The 23,837-nt window shown below is 67.3% G+C and carries 20 protein-coding genes; 16 read left to right on the forward strand and 4 right to left on the reverse strand.

The window, feature by feature from the left end:
* Window positions 1–18: 18 nt before the first annotated feature.
* From CVM50_RS07795 to CVM50_RS07810, 4 genes are all read right to left on the reverse strand, one after another.
* A complete protein-coding gene (locus tag CVM50_RS07795) occupies window positions 19–2,148 on the reverse strand; it encodes an acetate--CoA ligase family protein (RefSeq protein WP_198431868.1) in 2,130 nt (709 codons plus the stop codon).
* Window positions 2,135–2,944, reverse strand: a complete 810-nt coding sequence (locus CVM50_RS07800; protein WP_085888668.1) for an enoyl-CoA hydratase/isomerase family protein — start codon at window positions 2,942–2,944, stop codon at window positions 2,135–2,137. The genes CVM50_RS07795 and CVM50_RS07800 overlap by 14 nt, the downstream gene beginning before the upstream one ends.
* Before the next feature lie 111 nt (window positions 2,945–3,055).
* On the reverse strand, window positions 3,056–3,970 hold the full coding sequence (locus CVM50_RS07805; RefSeq protein ID WP_085888669.1) for a pseudouridine-5'-phosphate glycosidase: 915 nt from the start codon (window positions 3,968–3,970) through the stop codon (window positions 3,056–3,058).
* Window positions 3,971–5,128 carry a carbohydrate kinase gene (locus tag CVM50_RS07810; RefSeq protein WP_085888670.1) on the reverse strand — a complete coding sequence of 386 codons (1,158 nt, stop codon included), beginning with the start codon at window positions 5,126–5,128 and terminating at the stop codon, window positions 3,971–3,973.
* 163 nt (window positions 5,129–5,291) lie between these two features.
* On the opposite strand from CVM50_RS07810, the gene CVM50_RS07815 reads away from it, so the two are divergent.
* The 16 genes from CVM50_RS07815 to CVM50_RS07890 all read left to right on the forward strand — a co-directional run bounded on the left by CVM50_RS07815 (window position 5,292) and on the right by CVM50_RS07890 (window position 23,830).
* Window positions 5,292–6,236 carry an isopenicillin N synthase family dioxygenase gene (locus CVM50_RS07815; RefSeq protein WP_100148456.1) on the forward strand — a complete coding sequence of 315 codons (945 nt, stop codon included), beginning with the start codon at window positions 5,292–5,294 and terminating at the stop codon, window positions 6,234–6,236.
* Window positions 6,237–6,367: 131 nt separating this feature from the next.
* Window positions 6,368–7,399, forward strand: coding sequence for an ABC transporter substrate-binding protein (locus tag CVM50_RS07820; protein ID WP_085888672.1), 1,032 nt, complete (start codon window positions 6,368–6,370; stop codon window positions 7,397–7,399).
* Between the two features lie 84 nt (window positions 7,400–7,483).
* Window positions 7,484–8,530, forward strand: coding sequence for an ABC transporter ATP-binding protein (locus tag CVM50_RS07825; protein WP_085888673.1), 1,047 nt, complete (start codon window positions 7,484–7,486; stop codon window positions 8,528–8,530).
* Window position 8,531: 1 nt separating this feature from the next.
* Window positions 8,532–9,371, forward strand: coding sequence for an ABC transporter permease (locus CVM50_RS07830; RefSeq protein ID WP_085888674.1), 840 nt, complete (start codon window positions 8,532–8,534; stop codon window positions 9,369–9,371).
* A 2-nt stretch (window positions 9,372–9,373) separates the two neighbouring features.
* Entirely contained in the window at window positions 9,374–10,156 is a 783-nt protein-coding gene (locus tag CVM50_RS07835; protein ID WP_085888953.1) for an ABC transporter permease, read from the forward strand.
* A 557-nt stretch (window positions 10,157–10,713) separates the two neighbouring features.
* Window positions 10,714–11,811 (forward strand): Gfo/Idh/MocA family protein, encoded by a 1,098-nt coding sequence (locus tag CVM50_RS07840; protein ID WP_085888675.1) that lies wholly within the window; start codon window positions 10,714–10,716, stop codon window positions 11,809–11,811.
* A 332-nt stretch (window positions 11,812–12,143) separates the two neighbouring features.
* Window positions 12,144–13,421, forward strand: coding sequence for a flavin-containing monooxygenase (locus CVM50_RS07845; RefSeq protein WP_085888676.1), 1,278 nt, complete (start codon window positions 12,144–12,146; stop codon window positions 13,419–13,421).
* A gap of 414 nt (window positions 13,422–13,835) precedes the next feature.
* Window positions 13,836–15,431, forward strand: coding sequence for a GMC family oxidoreductase (locus CVM50_RS07850; protein ID WP_085888677.1), 1,596 nt, complete (start codon window positions 13,836–13,838; stop codon window positions 15,429–15,431).
* An 88-nt stretch (window positions 15,432–15,519) separates the two neighbouring features.
* Window positions 15,520–16,593 carry an ABC transporter ATP-binding protein gene (locus CVM50_RS07855; protein ID WP_085888678.1) on the forward strand — a complete coding sequence of 358 codons (1,074 nt, stop codon included), beginning with the start codon at window positions 15,520–15,522 and terminating at the stop codon, window positions 16,591–16,593.
* Window positions 16,590–17,468, forward strand: coding sequence for an ABC transporter permease (locus CVM50_RS07860; RefSeq protein WP_085888679.1), 879 nt, complete (start codon window positions 16,590–16,592; stop codon window positions 17,466–17,468). Before CVM50_RS07855 ends, CVM50_RS07860 begins: the two co-directional genes overlap by 4 nt.
* On the forward strand, window positions 17,465–18,271 hold the full coding sequence (locus tag CVM50_RS07865; protein WP_085888680.1) for an ABC transporter permease: 807 nt from the start codon (window positions 17,465–17,467) through the stop codon (window positions 18,269–18,271). Before CVM50_RS07860 ends, CVM50_RS07865 begins: the two co-directional genes overlap by 4 nt.
* Window positions 18,272–18,351: 80 nt before the next feature.
* Entirely contained in the window at window positions 18,352–19,365 is a 1,014-nt protein-coding gene (locus CVM50_RS07870; protein WP_085888681.1) for an extracellular solute-binding protein, read from the forward strand.
* A gap of 75 nt (window positions 19,366–19,440) precedes the next feature.
* Entirely contained in the window at window positions 19,441–21,072 is a 1,632-nt protein-coding gene (locus tag CVM50_RS07875) for an amidohydrolase (protein WP_085888682.1), read from the forward strand.
* A gap of 71 nt (window positions 21,073–21,143) precedes the next feature.
* A complete protein-coding gene (locus CVM50_RS07880) occupies window positions 21,144–21,557 on the forward strand; it encodes a RidA family protein (protein WP_085888683.1) in 414 nt (137 codons plus the stop codon).
* Between the two features lie 4 nt (window positions 21,558–21,561).
* Window positions 21,562–22,236: a DUF1028 domain-containing protein gene (locus CVM50_RS07885; protein ID WP_085888684.1), complete on the forward strand. Its 675-nt coding sequence runs from the start codon at window positions 21,562–21,564 to the stop codon at window positions 22,234–22,236.
* Window positions 22,237–22,330: 94 nt separating this feature from the next.
* The gene (locus CVM50_RS07890) at window positions 22,331–23,830 is read left to right on the forward strand and encodes an aldehyde dehydrogenase (RefSeq protein WP_085888685.1); all 1,500 of its coding nucleotides are present in this window, start codon (window positions 22,331–22,333) and stop codon (window positions 23,828–23,830) included.
* The last annotated feature ends 7 nt before the right edge of the window (window positions 23,831–23,837 follow it).

The raw sequence follows: 23,837 nt of genomic DNA on the forward strand, positions 1-23,837 counted from the left end.
GTTCCGAGGGGCGTGCCGTTAGTCCGGCGCGCCCTTTTTCGTCAGGATCAGCGCGTCGAGCAGGCGCAGCCCCCCGCCCTGGCTGAGGGGCAGGACGCGAACCGGGTTCAGGTCCACGGCCTCCAGCGCGCCCGCATGGGCACAGCCCCAGTCCGAGAGGGCCACCATGGCCTTGATAAGCGCGGCGCGGTCACAGGCCGGCGCCCCGCGATAGCCGTCCAGAAGCGCGTCCAGACGGGTCCGCTTCAGGAGCGCCGAGGCGCTGTCGTGGGTCAGGGGCAGCAGCTCGAACGCCGCGTCGTCCAGCAGTTCGACGAGGGTGCCGCCCAGGCCCACGACAAGGCCTGGACCGAAGGGCGGGCTGTCGACGAGGCCCAGCATGGCGTCGACGCCCTCGCCCACCATTTCCTGCACCACTACGCCGTCGAGCCGCGCCTCGGGGGCATAGGCTTGGGCGGAGGTCATGATGCGCTCGAACACCTCCGCCGCCTGTTCGGCAGAGACGGAAAGGGCCACGCCCCCGGCTTCGGTCTTGTGGGCGATGTCGGGCGAGGCGATTTTCAGCACCGCCGGGCCGGGAAGGGCCGCGACGGCCTCTGCGGCCGCCTCGCCGCTGGTGACCAGCTGTTCCAAGGGGCCGGGCAGGCCGAGGGGGGCCATCAGGGCGCGGGCGTCGGATTCGGACATCTGGGCGGGCAGTGGGGCATTGCCCTGCGCTGCGCGCCATGTCACCCGGCGCGGCGTGGTGGCCCATTGGGCCGTTGCCGTGAGCGCCGCGCGGGTGCCGGCCAGACGGGCGGCGGGGCCATAGGCCGTGGCCACGGAAACATGTAGTCCGGCCGACAGGTTGGCCAGCGCCACCACGGGCGTTTGCCCGGTGTAGGCGGCCACGGCCCCGGCGATGCCGTGGTATTCGGCGGCCATGTCAGGCGCCATGGCGGGCGGCGCATCCTGCGCGGCCAGCACAACGCCGACGCCCGGGTCGGCATCTAGGATCTCCAGCACCTTTGTGTAGAGCGCGGGATCACCGAAGGGCGCGCCGGTGACGTCCAGCGGGTTCTGCGGCGTGGCGAATCCGGGCAGCAGATCGCGCAGGGCAGCAACGGAGACCTCGGAGAGATCGGCCAGGGGCAGGCCCACCTCTGCGGCGATGTCGGCCACATGGGCCACGCCACCGCCCGAAACCCCCAGCACAGCGGCGCGGGGCAGAACCGGCGGCGTGGGATAGGCGTCCGCCAGTTGCAGGGCCGCCAGGAAACTGTCCATGTCAGGCATGTCCAGAAGGCCCACCCGGGCGCAGAAGGCGCGGGCGGCATCCTCGGTGCCCGCCAGCGCTCCGGTATGGGCGGCGGTGGCCCGCTGGCCGGCGGCGGAGCGGCCGACGCGCAGGGCGACGGCGGTTTTCCCGGCGGCGTGCACATGCTCCATCGCGGCGGCCAGGGCATCGGGGTCGCCCATGTCCTCGATCACCATGGCGATGGTGTCGACGCCCGGATCGGCGGCGAAATGGGCGACGTAATCGGCCAGCCCGGTGACGGCAGAGTTGCCGGCCGAGACCAGCGCGGCGAGGCCGATCTGGCCCGAGTGCGCAAGCGCGATGGCCGAGGCCCCGGAGGCGGAGATGAGCGCGGTACGTCCGCGCGGCAGGTCGGGCGAAATGGTCGAGGAGTAAAGCGCCGCGCCGCTGTCGCAGGCCACGAGGCCGAGGCAGTTCGGACCGCAGACGGCCATGCCGTGACGGCGGGCAATGTCCGCCACCTGCGCCTCAAGCGCCGCACCCTCGGCGCCGGCTTCACCGAAGCCCGAGGCGAGGATGACGGCAGCGCGGGCGCCCATACGGCCTGCTTCGTCGAGCGTGTCGGGGACCAGCTCGGCGCGCAGCCCGATGACGACGCAGTCGGGGCGGGTGTCGAGCGCGGAGAGCGATGGAAAGGCCGTCAGACCGAAAACCGTCTCCGCCTTGGGATGCACGGGGATCACCCGACCCGCAAAGCCGAAGCGGGCGAGGTTCTTCATCACGTAGCCGGCGGAATTGCCCTCCCGCTCGGACGCGCCCACCACCGCGAGGGTGGCGGGAGCGAAAAGGGCGGAAAGGTCCGCCTCGGCGCGGGGCAGGCCCGCCCCGGCTCGGGGCTCAGTCGAGGCCACGGAAGGGCCCGTCGCGGTATTCGAGGTATTCCTTCAAGGTCATCTTGGCGAGCTTGCGCATCCATTCCTCGCCCTCGTCGGTGACGTGCAGGCCGGCGATGGAGGTGATGTTGTAGTCAAACGACGCCTGAAGACCGGCCACCAGTTGCTGGTTGTTGATCGACTTCTTGGTGTATTTCAGCGCGGGCGTGGGCATGCGGGCCATCTTCCGCGCCAGGTTTTCGGCGCGCAGGGTCAGCTCGTCCGCCGGCACCACCTTGTTCACCAGGCGCATCTTGTCCGCTTCCTGGGCGTCGATGATGTCGCCGGTGAACATCAGGTAGCGCACGTCGCGGGTGTGCAGCAGCCAGGGCATCATCAGCGCGGGCGGGCCGGAGTTGTGGCGCACCTCGGGCTCACCGAACTTGGCGTTGTCGGCGGCAATGGCCAGGTCGCAGGACATCATCAGTTCCAGCGCGCCCGCGAGGCAGTAGCCGTTGACGGCGGCAATGACGGGGATCGGGGCCTTCCAGATGTTCAGAAGCGCGGTGGCGTTCTCGGTCATGTCCTCGACCCAGAAATCGAAGTCGACGACGAAGTCGCCCCCCTGAAGGTCATAGCCCGAGGAGAAGGCACGACCCGCGCCGGTGATGATCAGGGCGTTCACATCCGGGTCGGCCACAGCCTCGGCCAGGGCGGCGTCGATTTCGCGGATGCAGTCCTTGTTCATCGCGTTCAGCTTGTCGGGCCGGTTCAGCGTGATGGTGGCGAACTTGTCTTGCGCGTCCTTGGTGTAGAGGATCGTTTCGTAACTCATGGGAAAGCTCCTGTCGGAAGGGCCCTTCGGGCCTGTCATTTCGATTGTTTTTGGGGCCGGGGAGGGCCCTGAACGAAACGGGCGGCAGGGTGCCCCGCCGCCCGGTCCGGATCACTTGGCGGACATGGCCACCGCGATGTCGGCGGCCAGGCGCGCGTTGTTGCGCACCAGCGAGATATTGGCCTTCAGGCTGCGGCCTTCGCTTTTCTCGACGATGCGGGCCAGCAGGAAGGGCGTCAGCTCCTTGCGGGTCACGCCCTGGGCGTCGGCGGCGGCGATGGCCTCGTCGATGATGCCGTCGATCTCGGCCGGCGCGAGGGCGTCTTCCTCGGGGACCGGGTTGGCGATCAGGACGCCGGTGCCGGTGCCCAAGCTGTCATGGGCGTCGATGGCGGCGGCCAGGTCAGTGGCGCTATCCAGACGGTGATCGGCGGGATAGCCGCTTTCGCGGGCGAAGAAGGCGGGGAAGGCGTCGGTGCCGTAGGCGATGACGGGCACGCGGTTGGTTTCCAGCACTTCCAGCGTCTTGGGGATGTCGAGGATCGACTTCACCCCCGCGCAGACCACGGTGACCGGCGTGGCGCCCAGTTCAGTCAGGTCGGCGGAAACGTCCCAGCTGTGTTCCGCGCCGCGGTGCACGCCGCCGACGCCGCCTGTGGCGAAGACGCGGATACCGGCGAGCGCCGCGAGGCGCATGGTGGCAGAGACGGTGGTGCCCGCCGAGGCCTTGCGCACCATGGCCACGGCCAGATCCCGGCCCGAGGCCTTCACGCAGTCGGTATCCTGGGCCAGGGCGTCGAGTTCTGCCTCGGTCAGGCCGATCTTGATCTCGCCCTTCACCACGGCAATCGTCGCCGGGATGGCGCCGCGCGCGCGGATCTCGCCTTCGACCGCCAGGGCGGTTTCGAGGTTGGCGGGATAGGGCATCCCGTGGGTGATGATGGTGGATTCCAGGGCAACGACGGGGGCGCCCTTGGCAAGCGCGTCGGCGACCTCGGGGGTGAGGGACAGCATGTCGGGGGTCATCTAGGCGGATACTCCGGGATCTAGGGAGGAAGAGGAGGACAGGGCGGCGCCCTGCGGCAAACGGTGATTGTGCTGGTCAAGGAAGGCGGCGCTGAGGTCGGCGCGCACGGTGGTGGCGGTTTCCACGGTCAGCGCGGCCAGAAGGGCACCGGTGCAGGCGGCCTCGGCCAGGGGCTGACCGGCGAGGGTGGCGTGCAGGGTGCCGGCGATCATCGCGTCGCCGGCGCCCGTCACCTCGACCGGGTGGGAGGGGATGGCGGGCACATGGGTGACGCCGCTGTCGTCGGCCACCACCAGCCCCTGGGTGCCGGTGCTGACCACGGCGCCGGAGACGCCGCGCGCGCGCAGGGCCTGGGCGGCCTTGGTCGCGCCGGTGGAATCGGCCGGGAAACTGCTCGAAAGATAGGCGCCGGCCTCGTCCAGGTTCATGAACAGCAGCCCCACGCCGGTCAGATCGGCGGGCAGGCGCTGTGCCTTGTGGGTCGAGACCGGGTCGATCGCCAGGATGTAGCGGGCCCCGCGAGAGCGTTCGATCAGGGTGCGGATCGTCTCCATCGGCGGGTTGCAGTCGGAAAACAGCAGGGTGGCGCTGGTCAGATGGGCGCGGGCGCGTTCCAGCCGGTCGGGGGTCAGCTCCTCGAAGATGTCCATGTCGGCGATGCCCAGGTCGAGATCCCCGTCAGGCGACAGGATCGCGCAGTATTCGGCGGTGGACCGATGGCGCGACAGGGCCACCTGGGAGACATCGACGCCCCGGTCGCGCAGGTGGCCCAGCAGGGTGCGCCCGGTCTGATCGTCGCCGACAACCGAGACGAAGCTGGTGTCATGCCCCAGAAGGGCAAGGTTTTCCAAAACGTTACGCGCGACCCCGCCGTAGGAGTGAAACCCCGTGGCCGGGTTCGAGGTGCCGCGCACCAGGGGCTGGCTCGCCTGGAATTTCCGGTCGAAGACGGCCCCGCCGAGGCAGACCACCCGCTTGGCCGCCGGCAGGACATAGCCGCGCCCCAGGATGTAGCCCTTGCGGGTCAGCGAGACGATATGGGCGGCCACCGTCGACCGGGCGATCGACATCTGGTCCGCCAGCTCCTGCTGACCGGCGAAGGGGTTCTGGGTGATGTGCTTCAGGATTGCCGCTTCTAACGGCGAAAGATCATCCATGTCGATTTTTCCCGGGGGACGCTTTTATTTCTGTAGACAACAAGTGTTTTGGTCGTCAACAGTTGTTTTATGACGCAACGGAAGCCTGATTTCAGAAGGTCTCCGCGGCGCGACAGAGGCGTCCCGCATGGCGGAGGCGCCCGGCACGACAAGGAGGTTTGCCATGGCTACCGACACGATCGACCTGATCCCGGTTGTCGATATTTCCGAGTTCATCAGCGGCGGCCCCGGCGCGGGCGCGGTGGTCGAGAAGATCCGCACCGCCGCCACCGAAAGCGGCTTTTTCCTGGTCACAGGCCACGGGGTCGACCCGGCGGCGACCAAGCGCCTCTACGACCTGGCCTATGCCTTCTTCGATGAACCGCAGGACTGGAAGGTCGGCGTGGGCCGGGGCAAGGACGTCGAAGGCGGCGTGGCCTTTGCCCCGATGAAGGAAGAGGCCCTGGCAGGCACCCTGGGGAGGAAGACCCCGGGCGACCTGAAGGAAAGCCTGAACTTCGGTCCGCGCCTTGCCGGCGACACCTGGCCCGACCGCCCCGCGGGGCTGGAGGCGGCGTTCCGCGACTATTTCGCCGAGATGGAGACGCTGGCGCGTCACCTGCGCGGCATCTTCTGCACCGCCATCGGCCTGGCGCCCGATTTCTTCGAGAAGGATTTCGAGAACCACCTGTCGGCCCTTCGGGTCATCAACTACCCCGAACAAAGCGAGCCGCCCGAGGACGGCCAGCTGCGCGCCGGTGAACATACCGACTACGGCTTCATGACCATCCTGCGGTCCGAGGCCAGCGCGGGCGGTCTGCAGGTGCAGCGCCGCGATGGTGTCTGGCTGGACGCGCCCAATATCGAAGGCGCCTATGTGGTCAACATCGGTGATGCCTTCATGCGCTGGTCGAACGACGAATGGGTCAGCACCCCGCACCGCGTGGCCAACCCGCCGTCCGGGTTCCACGGCACGGCGCGGCGGCAGTCGATCCCATTCTTCCTGAACCCCTCGGCCGAGACGATGATCGAATGCCTGCCGCCCTTCGCCAAGGACGGCGCCAAGTACGAACCGATCAGCTTTGCCGATTACATCGCGCTGAAGACCAGCCAGGCCTTCGGCGGCTGACCCCGTTTCGCGGTCCTTTCGGGGCCGCGCCGGTGTGCCCCCTCCCCTTCCGGGGCACCCCTTTTCCGGCACCGGGCACAAGATCCGGGCCGTTTCCGTCCAAAGCGACAGTTCAACAGAGGAAGACCCACATGACCCTGACACGACGTCAAACCCTTGGCGGCATGGGCGCCCTTGGCCTCAGCGCCTTCATGCCCCGCTACGCCTATGCCCAGAACAGCGAAACCCTGGTGGTGCCGACCCTCGGCGGCGTCTGGGAACAGTTCTGGCGCGAAAACATCGCCCCCGCCTTCACCGAGATGACCGGCGCCAACGTGACCCTGGACGTGGGCAACGGCCGCGTCTTTGGCGCCAACCTGCGCGCCGCCGGCGCCGAGGAACCGCCCTATTCCATCGTGATGACCAACGAGGTCTTCGCCCAGTCCCTGCGCAAGGAAGGCTTCTTCGAGGAACTGGACCTGGAGAAGATGCCGAATTACGCCGATCTCTACCCGATCGCGCAGACCGCCGGCGGCTATGGCGCGGTCGGCACCTATTCCCCGATCGGCATCGGTTTCCGCACCGACATGGTGCCCGCGCCGAGCGCCTGGAAGGACCTGTGGAAGGACGATTACAAGGGGCTGATCGGCCTCTACAACTTCGCCAACTCCGCCGGCAAGATGGAGCTGCTGCTGGCCTCGAAGATCTTCGGCGAAGACCAGTATGACGTCGACGCGGGCTTTGCCGCGCTGGCCGATCTGGGCCAGGTGATCCAGGTCGATTTCAACCTGTCCACCGCCATGGCCTCCGGTGAGATCGCCATCGCGCCCTTCGATTTCGCCGAAATCGTCCGCCTGAAAGGTCAGGGCCTGCCGGTCGATTACGTGGTGCCCGAGGAAGGCGTGATCGCCTTCGACCAGACCCTGAACATCCTGGCCAATGCGCCGAACAAGGACCTGGCCTATGCCTATGCCAACTTCCTGATCTCCCCCGAGATCCAGGAGATGCTGATGCGCCAGTTCTTCACCTCGCCCACCAACTCGAAGGTCACCGTGCCCGACGAGCTGAAGGAACAGGTGCCGATCTCCGGCGAGGGCATGGCGGCCATCCTGCAGTGGGACTGGGAATTCGTGAACGAGAACCAGAACGACCTGTCCGAACGCTGGGCCCGCGAGGTCGGCTGAGGCCGTATTTCCGCACCCATCTGACAGGAGGCGGGGCCCGCGCGGCCCTGCCTCATTCAAGGTACGAACAGGAACGCGCATATCATGACCGAAGTCAGGTTGAACCGGCTCACCAAGATCTACTCGGGCGGCAAACCGGCGGTGGATTCCATCACGCTCGATATTCCCTCGGGGCAGTTCGTCTCGCTGCTTGGCCCCTCGGGCTGCGGCAAGACCACGACCCTGAAGATGCTGGCCGGGTTTGAAGACGTGACCAGCGGCGAGATCGCCTTTGACGGCGAGGATGTGGGCCGCGTTCCGGCCGAGGATCGCGACATCGGCATGGTGTTCCAGAACTACGCGCTGTTTCCCCACATGACGGTGCAGCAGAACCTGGCCTTCGGGCTGGAGATGCGGAAGGTCTCGAAGGCCGAGATCAAGCGCCGCGTGCAGGCCACGCTGGAGATGGTGCAGCTGGATCACCTGGCCGACCGTTACCCCGCGCAGCTGTCCGGCGGGCAGCAGCAGCGGGTCGCCATCGGCCGCGCCCTGACGATCGAGCCGCGCATCCTTCTGCTGGACGAGCCGCTGGCCAACCTCGACGCCAAGCTGCGCGAGGAAATGCGCGTCTTCATCCGCGACCTGCAGAAACGGGTCGGCATCACCACCGTCTACGTCACCCACGACCAGGCCGAGGCGATGACCATGTCCGACCTAGTGGTGGTGATGTTCGACGGCCATATCGCCCAAGCCGGTGCCCCGCGCGAGATCTACGAGACCCCGAAGACCGCCAAGGTCGCGGGCTTCGTCGGCCAGGTGAACCTGATCGAGGCGCCGATGGACCCGGCCACCCCGGGCCATGCCGCCACCCCCTTCGGCCCGGTGCCCGTCACCGCCCCGGGCGTGGGCGAGACCGTGACCCTGGCCCTGCGCCCCGAGGCGATCGACATCGCACCCGCAGGCGTCCCCGGCACCCCCGCCACCATCGAGCGGGTGCAATATTCCGGCGCCATCGTGGACTATACCCTGCGCTTTGCCGACGGCACCGCGATGGAGGTGAAGACCATCCCCCGCCATCCCTTTGCCACGGGCGATGCGGTCAGCCTGTCGGTGGACCTGGCGCGCTTCCGCCAGCTGGAACGGGAGTATTGAGATGTCGCAGCGCAAGACCTTCCTGCTGCTGCTGCCCGCCGGTGTCCTGCTGGTTGCCTTCCTGGCGATCCCCTACGTCAGCGTCTTCATCTCGGCCTTTCGGGAACCGGGACAGGGCACGCCCTATGGCGAGGGCTACACCATCGCCAACTTCAGCCGCATCCTGGGCGACTGGTTCTATGTGAAACAGGCGCTGAACACGATGCTGATCGGCGCGGTCACCACATTGGCAACGCTGGTGATCGGCCTGCCGGTGGCGTTTCAGCTGGCGCGCCCCGATCTGAAGCTGCGCGGCCTCTTTTACGGCATCGTGTTATCGCCGCTTCTGGTGGGGATCGTGATCCGCTCCTACGGCTGGACGATCCTTCTGGGCAACAACGGCGTCATCAACCGGACCCTGCGGGAATGGGGCTGGATCGATGGGCCCTTGCCGCTGATGTACAACACCCTGGGCATCGTCATCGCGCTGACCCATGTCTTCCTGCCCTTCATGATCCTGCCGATCATGTCGGCGGTGCAGGGCATTGACCCCTCGGTCAGCTCCGCCGCGCGATCCCTGGGCGCGAAACGCCCGACGGTCATCCGCCGCGTGCTGCTGCCGCTGGCCATGCCGGGGATCCAGTCGGGCTGTATCCTGGTCTTCGTGCTGGCCCTGTCGTCCTACGTGACGCCCGCCCTGATCGGCGGCCTGCGGGTGAAAACCACCGCCGTCACCGTGGTGGATGCGATGATCGACACCTTCCAGTGGCCCTTCGGCGCAGCACTTGCGCTGACGCTGTCGGTCCTGGGCGGTGGCTCGGTCCTGATCTTCGCCCGCCTGACACGCATGAAGTGGAAATGACCATGGGCCGCAATGTCCTCAACATCTACTGCCTGGCCGTCTACACTTTCCTGCTGGCGCCGATCTTCGTCGTCGTGGGCGCGTCCTTCAACGCCGGCGAATTCCTGACCTTCCCGCCGCAGGGCCTGTCGCTGCGCTGGTACTTCACCTTCTTCGAGAACGAGGTCTTCCTGCGCGCCATCGGCACCTCGCTGTGGATCGCGGCGGTGGCGACCTTCTTCTCTGTCATCATCGGCACCATGGCGGCAATTCACTACGTGAACTTCGCCGGACGCTACAAGGAAGCGGTGCGCGTCGCCGCCCTGTCGCCGCTGCTGCTGCCGGAGATCCTGACGGCCATCGCCCTGCTGTTCTTCCTCTATGACATCGGCATCGGCACCACGACGATGTTCGGCCTGCTGGTCGGCCACGTGCTGATGACGCTGCCCTTTGTCTTCATGAACGTCTCCGCCTCGCTGGAGGCCTATGACACAGACTGGTCCATGGCGGCCCGGTCCCTGGGGGCGCGGCCCTTCACCCGGTTCCGCCGGATCATGCTGCCGCTGATCAAGCCCGGGATGATCGGCGGGGCGCTCTTCAGCTTCGTCATCAGCTTCGACATCTTCACCATCTCGCTGCTGCTGAAATCCATCGGCACGGCGACCCTGCCGATCCAGCTGTTCGACTATCTGAAGACCAACTACACGCCGGAGGCCGCTGCCGTGTCGACCCTGTCGATCGTGGCGACCATCACGGTCGTGGTGATCGTCGAAAAGGTCATCGGGCTGAAGATGCACAAGTTCTGACGCGACTGCTCCCCCCGTCAGACCTTTCACGGGGCGGGCCGCGAGGCCTGCCCCGTTTGTCATCCTGCGGGGCGTGAGGGGAATAGCCCCCGTATTCCTCACATGGAGATCTGGGACACCCCCGCCGGGCCGCACTTCCGGCACGACTCTGGGGCCATCGAGGCCCTGGCCTCCTTCGCCACCGAGGGCGTGCCCCTGCAGGCGGAGGCGCGTTTCCTCCTGCGGGGCAATACCTTCTTTACCCGCAACGGCGATCTTCCGCCCCGGGCTAATCAGGTCCTGCGGCGATTTTTGCGGAAGGCGAGGCGCGGCTGGCCCAGGGCATCAGAGCCGGCCCCTGGGGCAAGATCGCCCGGATCTTGCCCGCCACGGCCACCCGTGATTTGGCCGAGCCGGAGCGGCGCGGCGTACTGAACCGGGGCGAGGGTGGCGGCCGGTCGACCCGGATCTACCTGGGAGACCAGGCCGCGCTACATCATGAACCGGGGCCGCCGGGCTGCTGCGATGTCACCGCCGCAGCCCAGTGGGTCTCAAGGCGAAACGAACTCGGGGGAGAGATGACGGAGATCACACTGGGCATGGTTGGCGGCGGACAGGGGGCCTTCATCGGCGCCGTCCACCGCATCGCGGCACGGCTGGACGGGCGGTTTCGCCTGGTGGCAGGGGCGCTGTCGTCGGATCCCGACCGCGCGGCGGCCAGCGCCGCCGAGCTGAGGATCGAACGCAGCTATACCGACTGGGCCGAGATGGCCCGCGCCGAGGCCGCGCGCCCCGACGGGATCCGCGCGGTGGCCATCGTCACCCCGAACAACCTGCATTTCGGCCCCGCCAAGGCGTTCCTGGAGGCGGGCATCCACGTCATCTGCGACAAGCCGATGACCGTCACGCTGGAAGAGGCGCTGGAGCTGCGCGAGATCGCGGCGAAATCCGACGCGCTGTTCATCCTGACCCATACCTACGCGGGCTATCCGATGCTGCGCGAGGCGCGGCGGCTGGTGGCCGAGGGCGCCTTGGGAAAGCTGCGCATGGCGCAGGTGGAATACGTGCAGGACTGGCTGGCAGAGCCGGTCAGCGGCAAGCAGGCCGACTGGCGCGCCGATCCGAAACAGGCGGGCACCGGCGCCATCGGCGACATCGGCACCCATGCGGCGCACCTGGCGCGCTTCGTCTCGGGCCTGCCGATCGAACAGGTGGCCGCCGAAATGCACACCTTCGTCGAAGGCCGCGTGGTGGATGACAATATCCATGTGATGATGCGCATGGGCGCGGGGGTGCGCGGCATGCTCTGGGCCAGCCAGGTGGCGCCCGGGCACGACAACGACCTGCGGCTGCGGGTGATCGGGGAAAAGGCCACCGTCGACTGGTGCCATGACCGCGCGGAGGAGCTGCGCTTCACCCGGCTGGGCGAGGCGCCGCAGATCCTGACCCGTGGCGGCCCCGGCTTCCAGGGCCAGGCCCGCGTGCCCGGCGGCCACCCCGAGGGGTATCTGGAGGCCTTCGCCTCGATCTACGCCGATGCGGCGGATGCCATCGAGGCCGGTGCGCTGCCCGAGGGGCTGCCCGGCGTCGAGGAAGGCGTGCAGGGCCTGCGCTTCATCGAGGCCTGCCTGGCCTCGGATGCGGACGATGGCCGCTGGACCGCGCTCAAGGACTGAGCAAATGGCACGCGTCCGCGGGCCGGATCGCGCCCGCGGGCGGCGCCGGGCCGGTTAGGCAGGGCGTAGCGGACGGGACGGGCAGGCAACTGCGCCGTCCCGTTTTTCATCCGCCCCCTGTGTAACGCATTGAAATCACTTGAGGGACCGGCGCGTCTATGAGTCTTCGCCATGACAAACTATGTGACTCTGAAGGTCACCTGCGCCGGTTGATTAGCCGTTTCCCAAGCAAGGGTTTTGAAATTCATGTTTTTGGCCCTGCGCGCCATCCCCTACCGTCGGCCTCATCCCCGGAGCGGGAGAACGCATTGACAGGACATGAGGTAACAGGAATGGCGACGAAGATCGAAACGTTGGTCGTGGGCGGAGGACAGGCCGGCGTCGCCATGAGCGAACATCTGGGCAAGCTGGGCATTTCGCATGTCGTGCTGGAACGGGCCCGCATCGCGGAACGCTGGCGCTCGGAACGCTGGGATTCGCTGGTGGCCAACGGCCCCGCCTGGCACGACCGGTTCCCCAACATGGAATTCAAGTCCGACCCCGATGCCTTCGTGCCGAAGGAAGAGGTCGCGGATTACTTCGTCGACTACGCAAAGATGCTGAACGCGCCGATCCACGAAGGGGTCGAGGTGACCTCGGTCACCAAGAAGGACGGCGCGCCGGGCTTCATCGTAGAGACGTCGGACGGCACCTATGAGGCGAACAGCGTGGTGGCCGCCACCGGCCCCTTCCAGGTGCCCGTCTACCCCAAGATCGTCCCCGAGGACGCGCCCGTGACGCAGCTGCATTCCAGCGCCTACCGCAACCCGGGCCAGCTGCCCGAGGGCGCGGTGCTGGTCGTGGGCGCCGGTTCGTCCGGCGTGCAAATCGCCGAGGAGCTGCTGGATTCGGGGCGCGAGGTCTACCTGTCGGTCGGCCCGCATGACCGCCCCCCGCGCAGCTACCGTGGCCGCGATTTCGTCTGGTGGCTGGGCGTGCTGGGCCTGTGGGATGCCGCGGCGATGGAGCCGGGCAAGGAACACGTCACCATTTCCGTGTCGGGCGCCCATGGCGGCAAGACCATCGATTTCCGCGAACTGGCGGCCAAGGGCATGAAGCTGGTCGGCATGACCGGCGCCTACGAGGACGGCAAGCTGTCCTTCGCCGCCGATCTGGCCGACAACATCCGCGCCGGGGACGCCGACTATTTCTCGATCCTGGACGCGGCCGATGCCTATATCGAACGCAACGGCCTGGACCTGCCCGAGGAGCCGGGCGCGCGCGAGCTGCTGCCCGACCCCGCATGCATGACCAACCCGCTGCGCGAGGTCGACCTGGCCGAGGCCGGCATCACCACCGTTCTCTGGGCCACCGGGTTCAAGCAGGATTACCCCTGGCTGAAGGTCGATGCCTTCGACGAGGCTGGCCGCCCCGTGCAGCAGCGCGGCGTGTCGCCGGAACAGGGGGTCTACTTCGTCGGTCTGCCCTGGCTGTCGCGCCGTGGCTCGACCTTCATCTGGGGCGTCTGGCACGATGCGAAATACATCGCCGACCACATCGCCACCCAGCACAAGTACGCCGAGTACCGGGGCCCCGAAGACACGGCGGCCCCGGCCGCCGCGGCCGAGTAAGCCCAGTCCAATTCCAGGCCTAATTCCAGGCCCGATCCCCGCTCCGCGCCCTGCCCCGAGGCGCGAAACGAGCCGCCCCCGGACGTCGCCGCGTCCGGGGGTTTTTCATCCGCCCCAGCGAGGGATTCGCCCGCATCCACAGGGGTTTGCCCGGCTTCGGAGAAACTGAAGGGTGCCGCGCACTGGCGTCAGATGGCCCCCGGATTTCGATGAGAAAACACTCTTTCTACCGCGCAGACAGCAGGCTTCCTGCCCGTTTTGTGTGCAGCCGCTACGGGGTGAAATCGGTATCTGCGCCTAACCTTCTGAAATGACTAGGCTTAGGGCCTCCCTAAGCAATGGCTTGAATTTTTTGAATGGGTTCTTGGCGGGCGCCGGTGCCACCAAGACGGGGCACTTGCACGCGGGGATCGCATGGAAAACGACACTTTCGATTACATCGTCATCGGCGCCGGATCTGCCGGCTGCGTCCTGGCCAACCGCCTGTCGAAGGACCCCGCGAACCGCGTCTGCATCGTCGAGGCCGGCGGCAAGGACAGCTCGCCGCGGGTGCGCGTGCCTGCCGGTATCCTGTCGCTCTATAACGATCCGCAATACGACTACAGCTTCATGTCCGTGCCGCAGCCGGCGATGAACGGGCGCCGCATCCCGATGAACCGGGGCAAGGCGCTTGGCGGCTCTTCGGCGATCAACTCGATGCTCTATATCCGCGGCCTGCCGCGCGATTACGACGAATGGGCCGAGCTGGGCTGCCCGAACTGGGGCTGGAAGGACATGCTGCCGGTCTTCAAGGACTTGGAGAACAACCAGCTGGGCCAGGACCCCGAGCTGCACGGCACGGGCGGGGAGCTTTACGTCGATCGCCACCGCGATCCGAACCCCGTCAGCCGCATGTTCATCAAGGCGGGTCGCGCCCACAACCTGGAAGAGACCACGGACATGAACGCCCGCCAGGAAGGCCTGGGCATCTACAACGTGACCCAGCACGACGGCATGCGCTGGTCCTCCTTCCGCGCCTTCCTGAAGCCGGTGATGGACCGCCCCAACCTGACCGTGCTGTCCGGCACCGAGACCCGCAAACTGGTCATCGAGGACGGCAAGGTCACCGGCGTCGATGTGGTCACGCCGGAAGGGCCGAAGACCCTGAAGGTGGCGAAAGAGGTCGTCCTGTCGGCCGGCGCCATCAACTCGCCCGAGCTACTGATGCGGTCCGGCGTGGGCCCGGCGGAGATGCTGAAGGCCGCGGGCGTCGAGGTGAAATGCGACCTGCCCGGCGTCGGCCAGAACCTGCAGGATCACGTGGACGGGATGATCACCGTGCGGTCGAAATCGACCAAGACGCTTGGCCTGTCGGTGCTGAACCTGCCGTCGATGATCGCCGCCCCGTTCAAGTTCCTGGCAAACCGCAAGGGCATGTTCGCGACGAACTACGTCGAGGCCGGCGGCTTTGCCCGCACCAAGTTCGCCAATGAAAACCCCGACATCCAGTTCCACTTCGTCCCCGGCTATCGCAGCCACCGTGGGCGCGTGGTCGAATACGGCCACGGCTACGCCATCCACACCTGCGTGCTGCGGCCCAAGTCGGTGGGCGAGATCCGCCTGGGCCGCGACGGCCAGCTGGAGATCGACCCCCGCTTCCTGACCGAGCCCGAGGACCTGGCGGTGCTGGTCGAGGGCATCAAGACCGCCCGCGCCATCCTGGCCGACAGCACCTTCGACGGCATTCGCGGCCCCGAGATGCTGCCCGGCGAGGAGGTGCAGAGCGACGAGGACATCGCCCAGGCCATGCGCGAGCAGGCGCTGACCGTCTTCCACCCCGTCGGCACCTGCAAGATGGGTACCGATCCGATGGCGGTCTGCGACCCGGCCTCGCTGAAGGTCAACGGTGTGGCGGGGCTGCGCGTGGCCGATGCTTCGGTGATGCCGAAACTCATCGGGGGCAACACCAACGCCCCCACCATGGTCATCGGCGAACGCTGCGCCCGCATGATCCTGTCCGAAGCCGCCTGAGAGCAGCCGGACCCCGGCCCTGCCCGCCCGGGCAGCGGCCAAGACGCGCGAGTTTGCCCCCCGGGGCGTGAAGGGAAGGGACGAATAGATGAGCCGCCAATCCGCGATTGAGATCGCCGGGGTGTCCAAGCAGTTCGGTGATTTCACCGCGCTGGACCACGTCGATTTCAAGATCCAGCAGAACGAGTTCTTCACCCTTCTGGGGCCCTCTGGCTGTGGCAAGACCACCCTTCTGCGCATGATCGCGGGTTTCGAGACGCCGACCCAGGGCGACATCCTGCTGAACGGCAAGACGATCAGCGACAGCCCGGCGCACCGGCGCAAGATCAACACGGTGTTCCAGAACTACGCCCTGTTCCCGCATATGACCCTGGCGCAGAACGTGGCCTTCGGGCTGGAAAACCTGGGCTGGGCAAAGGGCGACATCAAGACCCGCGTCGACGAGATGCTGGAGATGGTCCACATGGCGCAGTTCGCGCGCCGCAAGCCCGACCAGCTGTCGGGCGGGCAGAAACAGCGGATCGCCCTGGCCCGGGCGCTGGCGCCGAAACCCGAGGTGCTGTTGCTGGACGAACCGCTGTCGGCGCTGGACCTGAAGCTGCGCCAGTCGATGCGCGACGAGCTACGCCGCCTGCAGCGCGAGACAGGCATCACCTTCGTCTTCGTCACCCATGACCAGGAAGAGGCGCTGGACATGTCCGACCGCATCGCGGTCATGGGCCACGGCCGGGTGCAGCAGATCGGCGCGCCGGATGAGATTTACGAGGCACCGGAGAACCGTTTCGTGGCCGATTTCATCGGCGAGACCAACTTCCTCGACGGCGAGGTCACGGCGCTGGACGGCGACACCGCCACGATCCACACCGCCCTTGGCATCGACGTGACCACCACCCAAAGCGGCGTCACCGCGCCGGGCCCGGCCGTGCTGTCGATCCGCCCCGAGAAGATCGGGCTGGAGACCCAGGCCGAGGATGAGACGCGCGAAGGCACGGTCGTGTCGCGCAACTACATGGGCGGCTTCACCCATTACACCGTCGAGGCCGGCGGCGTTTCCTTGCGCGTCTCGCGCCGCAACGCACAGGCCCGCGCCGACCGGATCGAGGTGGGCGATACCGTCACCCTCGGCTTCCAGCCGGCCAACGCGAGGATCCTGGGGCAATGAGCAAGGCGTTCCGTTTCTGGGGGCTGGTCCCCGCCTGGGCGCTGATGCTGCTTACGCTGATCGTGCCCATCCTCATCGTCGCCGCGGTCAGCGTCGCCGAACGCGGCGCCTACGGCGGCTTCACCTGGGGGTTCGACCTGACGTCCTACCGCCAGATCCTCTTCACCGAGGGCTGGACGGACGAGCTGGAGTTTGACCCCGCCTACCTGATCATCATCGGGCGCACCCTGGCCTATGCGGCGGGCGCCACGCTGATCTCGCTGCTGCTGGCGCTGCCGGTCAGCTACTTCATCTCGCTGCAATCGGCACGGATGAAGCTGATCCTGGTCTACCTCGTCACCCTGCCCTTCTGGGTGTCGATGATCGTGCGGGTCTATGCCTGGCTGATCATTCTGGGCAATGACGGGCTGGCCGAACGGGCCTTCCGCCTTTTCGGCGGCTGGGACGTGCCGGGGTTCCTGTTCACCCCGGGCGCGATGCTGACCGGCATGGTCTACAGCTATATCCCGCTGATGATCCTGCCTGTCTATGCCTCGGTGGAGAAGCTGGACCCGGCACTGATCGAGGCCAGCCATGACCTTTACGGCAGCCGCTGGACGGCCATGCGCCGGGTCATCCTGCCCCTGGCCTCGCCCGGTCTGATGGCCGGCTCGATCCTGGTCTTCGTTCCCTGCCTGGGCACCGTTCTGGAACCGATGCTTCTGGGCGGCGGCAAGCAGCTGATGATGGGGACGCTGATCCAGAACCAGTTCGGCGGCGCCCGCAACTGGCCCTTCGGCTCGGCCATCGCGATGCTGCTGCTGGCGATGGTGATCGGGGTGCTGATCCTCAACGCCCGCCGTGCCCTGGCCCGTCAGACGGAGGTCGCCCCATGAGCGCTGCAAACAGCAACATCCGCGATTACCCGGGCTTTCGGCTGCTGACCCTGGTCTTTTTCCTGTGGCTCTACCTGCCGATCGCGGTGGTGATCTACTATTCCTTCAACGACAATCGCCTGGTGTCGGTCTGGACCGGCTTCTCCACCAAGTGGTACGCCTCGGCGCTGGAAAACGCCGCCCTGATGAGCGCGCTGCGCGTGTCGCTGACCGTCGCGGTCATCGCGACGATCTTCGCCACCGCCATCGCGCTGGTCTCGGCCCTGGTGCTGACCCGGGCGCAGGGGCTGAAGTTCCGCCGGGTTTCCGAAACGGTGGTGAACCTGCCGCTGCTCCTGCCGGAAATCGTTCTGGCGGTCGCCGTTCTGATCCTGTTCAGCCAGATCGGATTGCAGAACGGCATGGTGCGGCTGGTGCTGGCCCATACCGCCTTCTGCACGCCCTTCGCCTTCATGCCGATCCGCGCCCGCCTGCAGGGCATGCCGATGGATTTCGAGGAGGCCGCGCGCGACCTCTACGCCGCGCCGCTGACCGTCTTCCGCCGGGTGACGCTGCCGATGATCATGCCCGGCCTCTTCGCCGGGGCGATGACCGCCTTCGTCATCTCGATGGACGATTTCATCACCTCGAACATGCTGAACTCCGGCGGGGCGACCACCCTGCCCGTCTACATCTTCAGCCTGATCCGCCAGGGCACGACGCCGGAACTGAACGCCGTCTCGACCCTTCTGATCGCGGCCTCGCTGGTGCTGGCCACCATCGTGATCGTGCTGAATGCCCGGGCCATGCGCCGCGAAGGCTGACCCCGGAAACGACCCCCGGTCCTGCCCCCGGACCCGTCAAAAATCATCAAAACCCCAGGGGGCCCAACAAGGAGAACGTCATGAAGAAAATCCTTCTCGCCACCACCCTCATCCTGCCGCTGGCCGCGCCCGCCATGGCCGACGGATCGCTGAACATCTACGCCTGGGCCGACAGCATCTCGCCCGAGCTGATCGAGACGTTCAGCGAAGAAACCGGCATCACCGTGAACGTCGACAGCTTTTCCTCCAACGAGGACGCGCTGACCAAGCTGCAGGCCGGCTCCTCCGGCTACGACCTGGTGACCCCCTCGCAGCACTTCGTGAAGATCATGGTCGACGAGGGCCTGCTGGAAGACATCGACGCCAACGAGATGGCCGCCTACGGCCAGCTGGACGACCGCTGGACAGGCCAGTGGTGGGACCCGGAAAACGACTACTCCATCCCCATGGCCTACGGCACCGCCGGTTTCGCCGTGAACCGTGACCTTTACGACGGCCCCGTCGACAGCTGGTCGGTGATCTTCGAGCCGACCGATCTGGCCGGGTCCATCGCCATGCTGTCCTATCCCGACGAGGTGGTCTCCGCCGCGCAGCTTTACACCGGCGTCGCGTATTGCTCGGAAGACCGCGCCGAGATGAAGAAGGTCTTCGACCTGCTGATGGCCCAGAAGCCCGATGTCGCCGCCTATACCTCCGACAACATCGAGAACCGCCTGGGGTCTGGTGAGGTCGCCGCGCACTTCTGGTGGGACGGCAACGTGCTGCGCCTGCGCAACTCTGGCGCCAATGTCGAATTCGCCATGCCGAAAGAGGGCCTTGTGGGCTGGCTGGACAGCTACGTCGTGCCCGCCGGCGCGTCCAACGTCGACAACGCCAAGGCCTTCATCGACTTCATGTCCGAAGTCGACAATGCCACCGCGCAGTACAACTACTACGCCCACTCCGCCCCGGTCGAGATCGACGAGAGCAAGGCCAAGTACACGCCCGAGAACGCGCCCGAGCTGTTCCCGACCGTGCCGGTGGTCTTCGCCCGCGCCTGTTCGCCCGCGGCGCAGGACCTGGTGACCAAGGTCTGGACCGACCTGCTGCAGTAACCCTGCCGCGCCTGCCCGGGCGTCTGCCCGGGCGGGCTTTCCCCGAAAGCCGCCCCTAGCGAAAGTCCCCTCCCCTTGGATGACCTGCTGATCACCAACGCCCGCCGCATTGCCGATGGCGCGCCGGTTTCCGTCGCCCTGCGCGAGGGCCTGATCGCCCGCGTCAACGGCGGCCCGGCGGAGGCCGCGCGGGTCATCGACGCCGGGGGCCGGTGGCTGGGGGCCGCTTTCGTGGAAAGCCACCTGCATATCTTCTCGGGCGGGGTCGCCCTGAACCGGCTGAACCTGGCCCACGTCCATGACGAGGCGACCCTGGCCGCCGAGGTCCGCACCTGGGCCGAGACGCGCACCGACCTGCCGCTGATCTGCGGCTATGCGGCCAACTACGACCTTGTGGGCGAGGGCCGCCGGCCCGACCGCCATATCCTCGACGCGATCCTGCCCGAGCAGCCGCTGTTCATCGTCTCCACCGACCTGCACGCGGGCTGGGCCAACACGGCCGCCCTGCGCGCCTGCGGTTTCATGGATGCGGTCCCCGACCTGCCGGGCGCCGAGGTGGTGCTGGGCCCCGACGGCCTGCCGAATGGCGAGTTGCGCGAGAACGGCGCGATGGATCCGGTCTATGCGCTGGATCAGAACGGCGGGCGTGAGAACCTCGGGATCGGCGGGCACGAACCCGGGGCCGTGACCGAGGCCGCGCGCGCCGCCGACAAGGCCGCGATCCTCGATGCGCTGAAGACCTGCGCGGCCCATGGCATCACCCTGGCCGTCAACATGGACGGCAACCTCTACCAGGCGCGGCTGTTCACCGAACTGGCGCAGGCGGACCTGCTGCCGATCCGTGTCTCGCTGCCGATGACCCTCGCGCCGGGCCAGGATGACGCCCGCATCGCCGCCCTGCTGGAGGCCGCCGGGCGCCCCCCGGTGGGCAAGCTGTCCTTCGGGCGGGTGAAGATGTTCATGGACGGCGTCTTCGACACCTGGACCGCGCTGCGCACTGACGATTACCCCGACCGCCCGGGCTTTCGCGGGGAACCGCTGTTCGCCCCCGCCCGTTTCGCGGAGATATGCATCCGGGCCGATGCGGCCGGTCTGCAGATCGCCACTCATTGCGTCGGCGACGGCGCGGTACGCGCGGTGGTCGATGGCTACGAGCTGGCGGCGAAGGCCAACGGCCGGCTGGACGCGCGCCACCGGATCGAACACCTGGACATGGTGCACCCCGACGATGTGGCGCGGATTGCCGATCTGGGCATCATCGCCTCGATGCAGCCGGTGCATCCGCCGGGATCGGCGGGGCTGCCGCTGGAACCCACGATCTCGATCATGGGGCGCAACCGCTGGCGCGATACCTTCCCCTGGGCGCGGCTGAAATCGGCCGGCGTGGGGCTGGCCTTCGGCACCGACTGGCCCGTTTCGCCGCTGTCGCCCATGGTGGCGATCCATGCCGCCCTGACCCGCCGCGCCTGGGCCGAGGACGTGCCGGATCAGCGCCTGTCGCTGGCGGATGTCTTTTCGGCCTATACCGCCGGCGGCGCCCGCGCCGACCATCGGGAGGCGCAGCTTGGCCGCCTAGAACCGGGGCTGGCCGCCGACCTGATCCTGCTGGACGGGGACCCGCGCGCCCTGATGTCCAGCCCCGACGCCTGTTCCGTGGCCCTGACGCTTTGCGCCAGGCGCGCGGTCCACGATACCCTGTCCGGCTGAGGCCGCGACACGTTTTCCCCGGCAGCGATGCGCGCCCCGCGCCCTGCCCTTTACACGTACCGGAGGCCAAGATGGCGCATACCCGCATCCGCAAGTTCAACACCCGCGAAACCTACCCCGAGCAGAACCTCGACAACGACCTGTGCCAGGCCGTCGTGGCGCAGGGCAAGATGGTCTTCCTGCGCGGCCAGTGCCCGCAGAACCTGGACGACGCCAAGAACATCGAAAGCCATGACCCGGTCGAACAGACCCACAAGGTGATGCAGAACATCAAGCACCTGATGGAAGAGTGCGGCGGCGGCATGGAACACGTCTGCCGCGTGCAGGTCTTCCTGACCGACGTGCGCAACCGTGAGGCCGTCTATCGGGTGATGGGCGAATACATCAAGGGCGTGCACCCCGTGTCCACCGGTCTGGTCGTCACCGCCCTGGCCCGCCCCGACTGGCTGGTCGAGATCGAAGCAACCGCCGTCATCCCGGAGTAATCGCATGACCTTTTCCCTTGTCGCCCGCTGTGCCGAGACCGGCATGTTCGGGGTTGCCGTGTCGTCTTCCTCTCCGGCCGTGGCCGCGCGTTGCGCCTATGCGCGGGCGGGTGTCGGCGCGGTCAGCTCGCAGAACGTCACCGACCCGACGCTGGGTCCCCTCGCCCTCGACCTGATGGAGGGTGGCATGTCCGCGGCGCAGGCCGTGGCCCAGGTGCAGGCGCAGGGCAGGTTCATCGAGTACCGGCAGGTGCTGGTCGTCGACGCCGCAGGCCGCACCGCGATCCATTCGGGCCCCAATTCCCTGGGGATCTTCACCGAGGCGCATGGCACCGACGTCGTGGCCGCCGGCAACATGCTGCAGAACGAAGGCGTGCCCCAGGCCATCGTCACCGCCTTTGAACAGGCGGAGGGCCACCTGGGCGACCGGCTGATCGCCGCCATGCGCGCGGGTCTCACTGCCGGCGGCGAGATGGGCCCGGTGCATTCGGCCGGCATGAAGCTGGTGGACAAGGTGGCTTGGCCCGTGGCCGACCTGCGCTGCGACTGGACCGAGGACTGCCCGGTGGAAAACATCGCCACCGCCTGGGAGGTCTACAAGCCCCAGCTTGACGCCTATGTGCAGCGCGCCCTCGACCCGCGCGAGGCGCCCTCCTACGGCGTCCCCGGCGACGAGTGATGCGCCCGTGAGGGGCGACGAGTAACGCGCCCCATCCCATGACGACCCGGCCCGCGACAGGGCCGGGACCCACAGCAGACAGAAAGCCGATCCCATGACCCTGAGCCATGCCGAATGGACCGCGAAGGCCAAGGCCCTGACCTTCCGCAACCAGGCCTATATCGACGGCAAATTCGTCGATGCGATCTCGGGCGCGACCTTCGACACGATCAATCCCGCCACGGGCGAGGTGCTGACGCAGGTCGCCGCCTGTGACGCCGCCGACGTGGATGCCGCCGTTACGGCTGCGCGCCGTGCCTTCGAAAGCGGTGTCTGGTCGCAGATGGACCCGACCGCGCGCAAGGGCGTGCTGCTGAAACTGGCCGACCTGATCCGCGAAAACCTGGAGGAATTCGCCCTGCTCGACACGCTGGACATGGGCAAGCCGATCATCGAGACCTCGACCGTGGACGTGCCGGGCTCCGCCCATTTCTTCCAGTGGTACGCCGAGGCGATCGACAAGCTTTATGATGAGGTCGCCCCGACCGCGCCCGGAGACCTGGCGCTGGTGCGCCGTGTGCCCCTGGGCGTCGTGGGCGCCGTGGTGCCCTGGAACTTCCCCCTCGACATGGCAACGTGGAAATCCGCCGCCGCCCTGGCCGCGGGCAACTCCGTCGTGCTGAAACCGGCGGAGCAATCGCCGCTGTCGGCGCTGTTCCTGGCCGAACTGGCGACAGAGGCGGGCATTCCGGCGGGTGTCTTCAACGTCGTGCCGGGCTTTGGCGCCACCGCCGGCAAGGCCCTGGGCCTGCACATGGACGTGGATTGCCTAGCCTTCACCGGCTCCACCGCCACGGGCAAGATGTTCATGGAATACTCCGGCCAGTCGAACCTGAAACAGGTCTGGCCCGAGACGGGCGGCAAATCCCCCAACATCGTCTTCGCTGATTGCGAGGATCTGGAGGCCGCCGCCGACATGGCCGCCTTCGGCATCTTCTTCAACCAGGGCGAGGTCTGCTCTGCCAATTCGCGCCTTTATGTCGAGCGGTCCATCCACGATCTGTTCGTCGAGCTGCTGAAGGCCCGCGCCGAGGCCCGCGTTCCGGGCGATCCGCTGGACCCCGCCACGGTGATCGGCGCCATCGTGGACGAAAAGCAGACCCAGGGCATCATGGCCCGCGTCGAGGCCGGGAAGGCCAATGCGCGCCTTGTGACGGGCGGCGAGCGGGTCACCGTGGACGGCAAGGGCTGCTTCGTGCCGCCGACGATCTTTGCCGACGTGGCGCAGGACGATGCCCTGGTACAGGAGGAAATCTTCGGCCCCGTGCTGACCGTCATCCCCTTCGACACCGAGGCAGAGGCCATCGCCATGGCCAATGACAGCATCTATGGCCTGGCGGCCTCGGTCTGGACCGACAACCTGTCCCGCGCCATCCGCGTGTCGGACAAGCTGATGGTCGGCACCGTGTCGGTGAACACCGTCGATGCCCTTTCGGCCCAGACCCCCTTCGGCGGGATGAAGCAGTCGGGCTTCGGGCGCGACCTGTCGCTGCATTCGCTAGAGAAATACACAGCGTTGAAAACCACCTGGATCAAGTACAAGCTGCAGGCCTGATCCCGTG

The sequence above is a fragment of the Pseudooceanicola marinus genome (assembly GCF_002786295.1).
GTDB classification, from domain to species: Bacteria; Pseudomonadota; Alphaproteobacteria; order Rhodobacterales; family Rhodobacteraceae; genus Pseudooceanicola; species Pseudooceanicola marinus.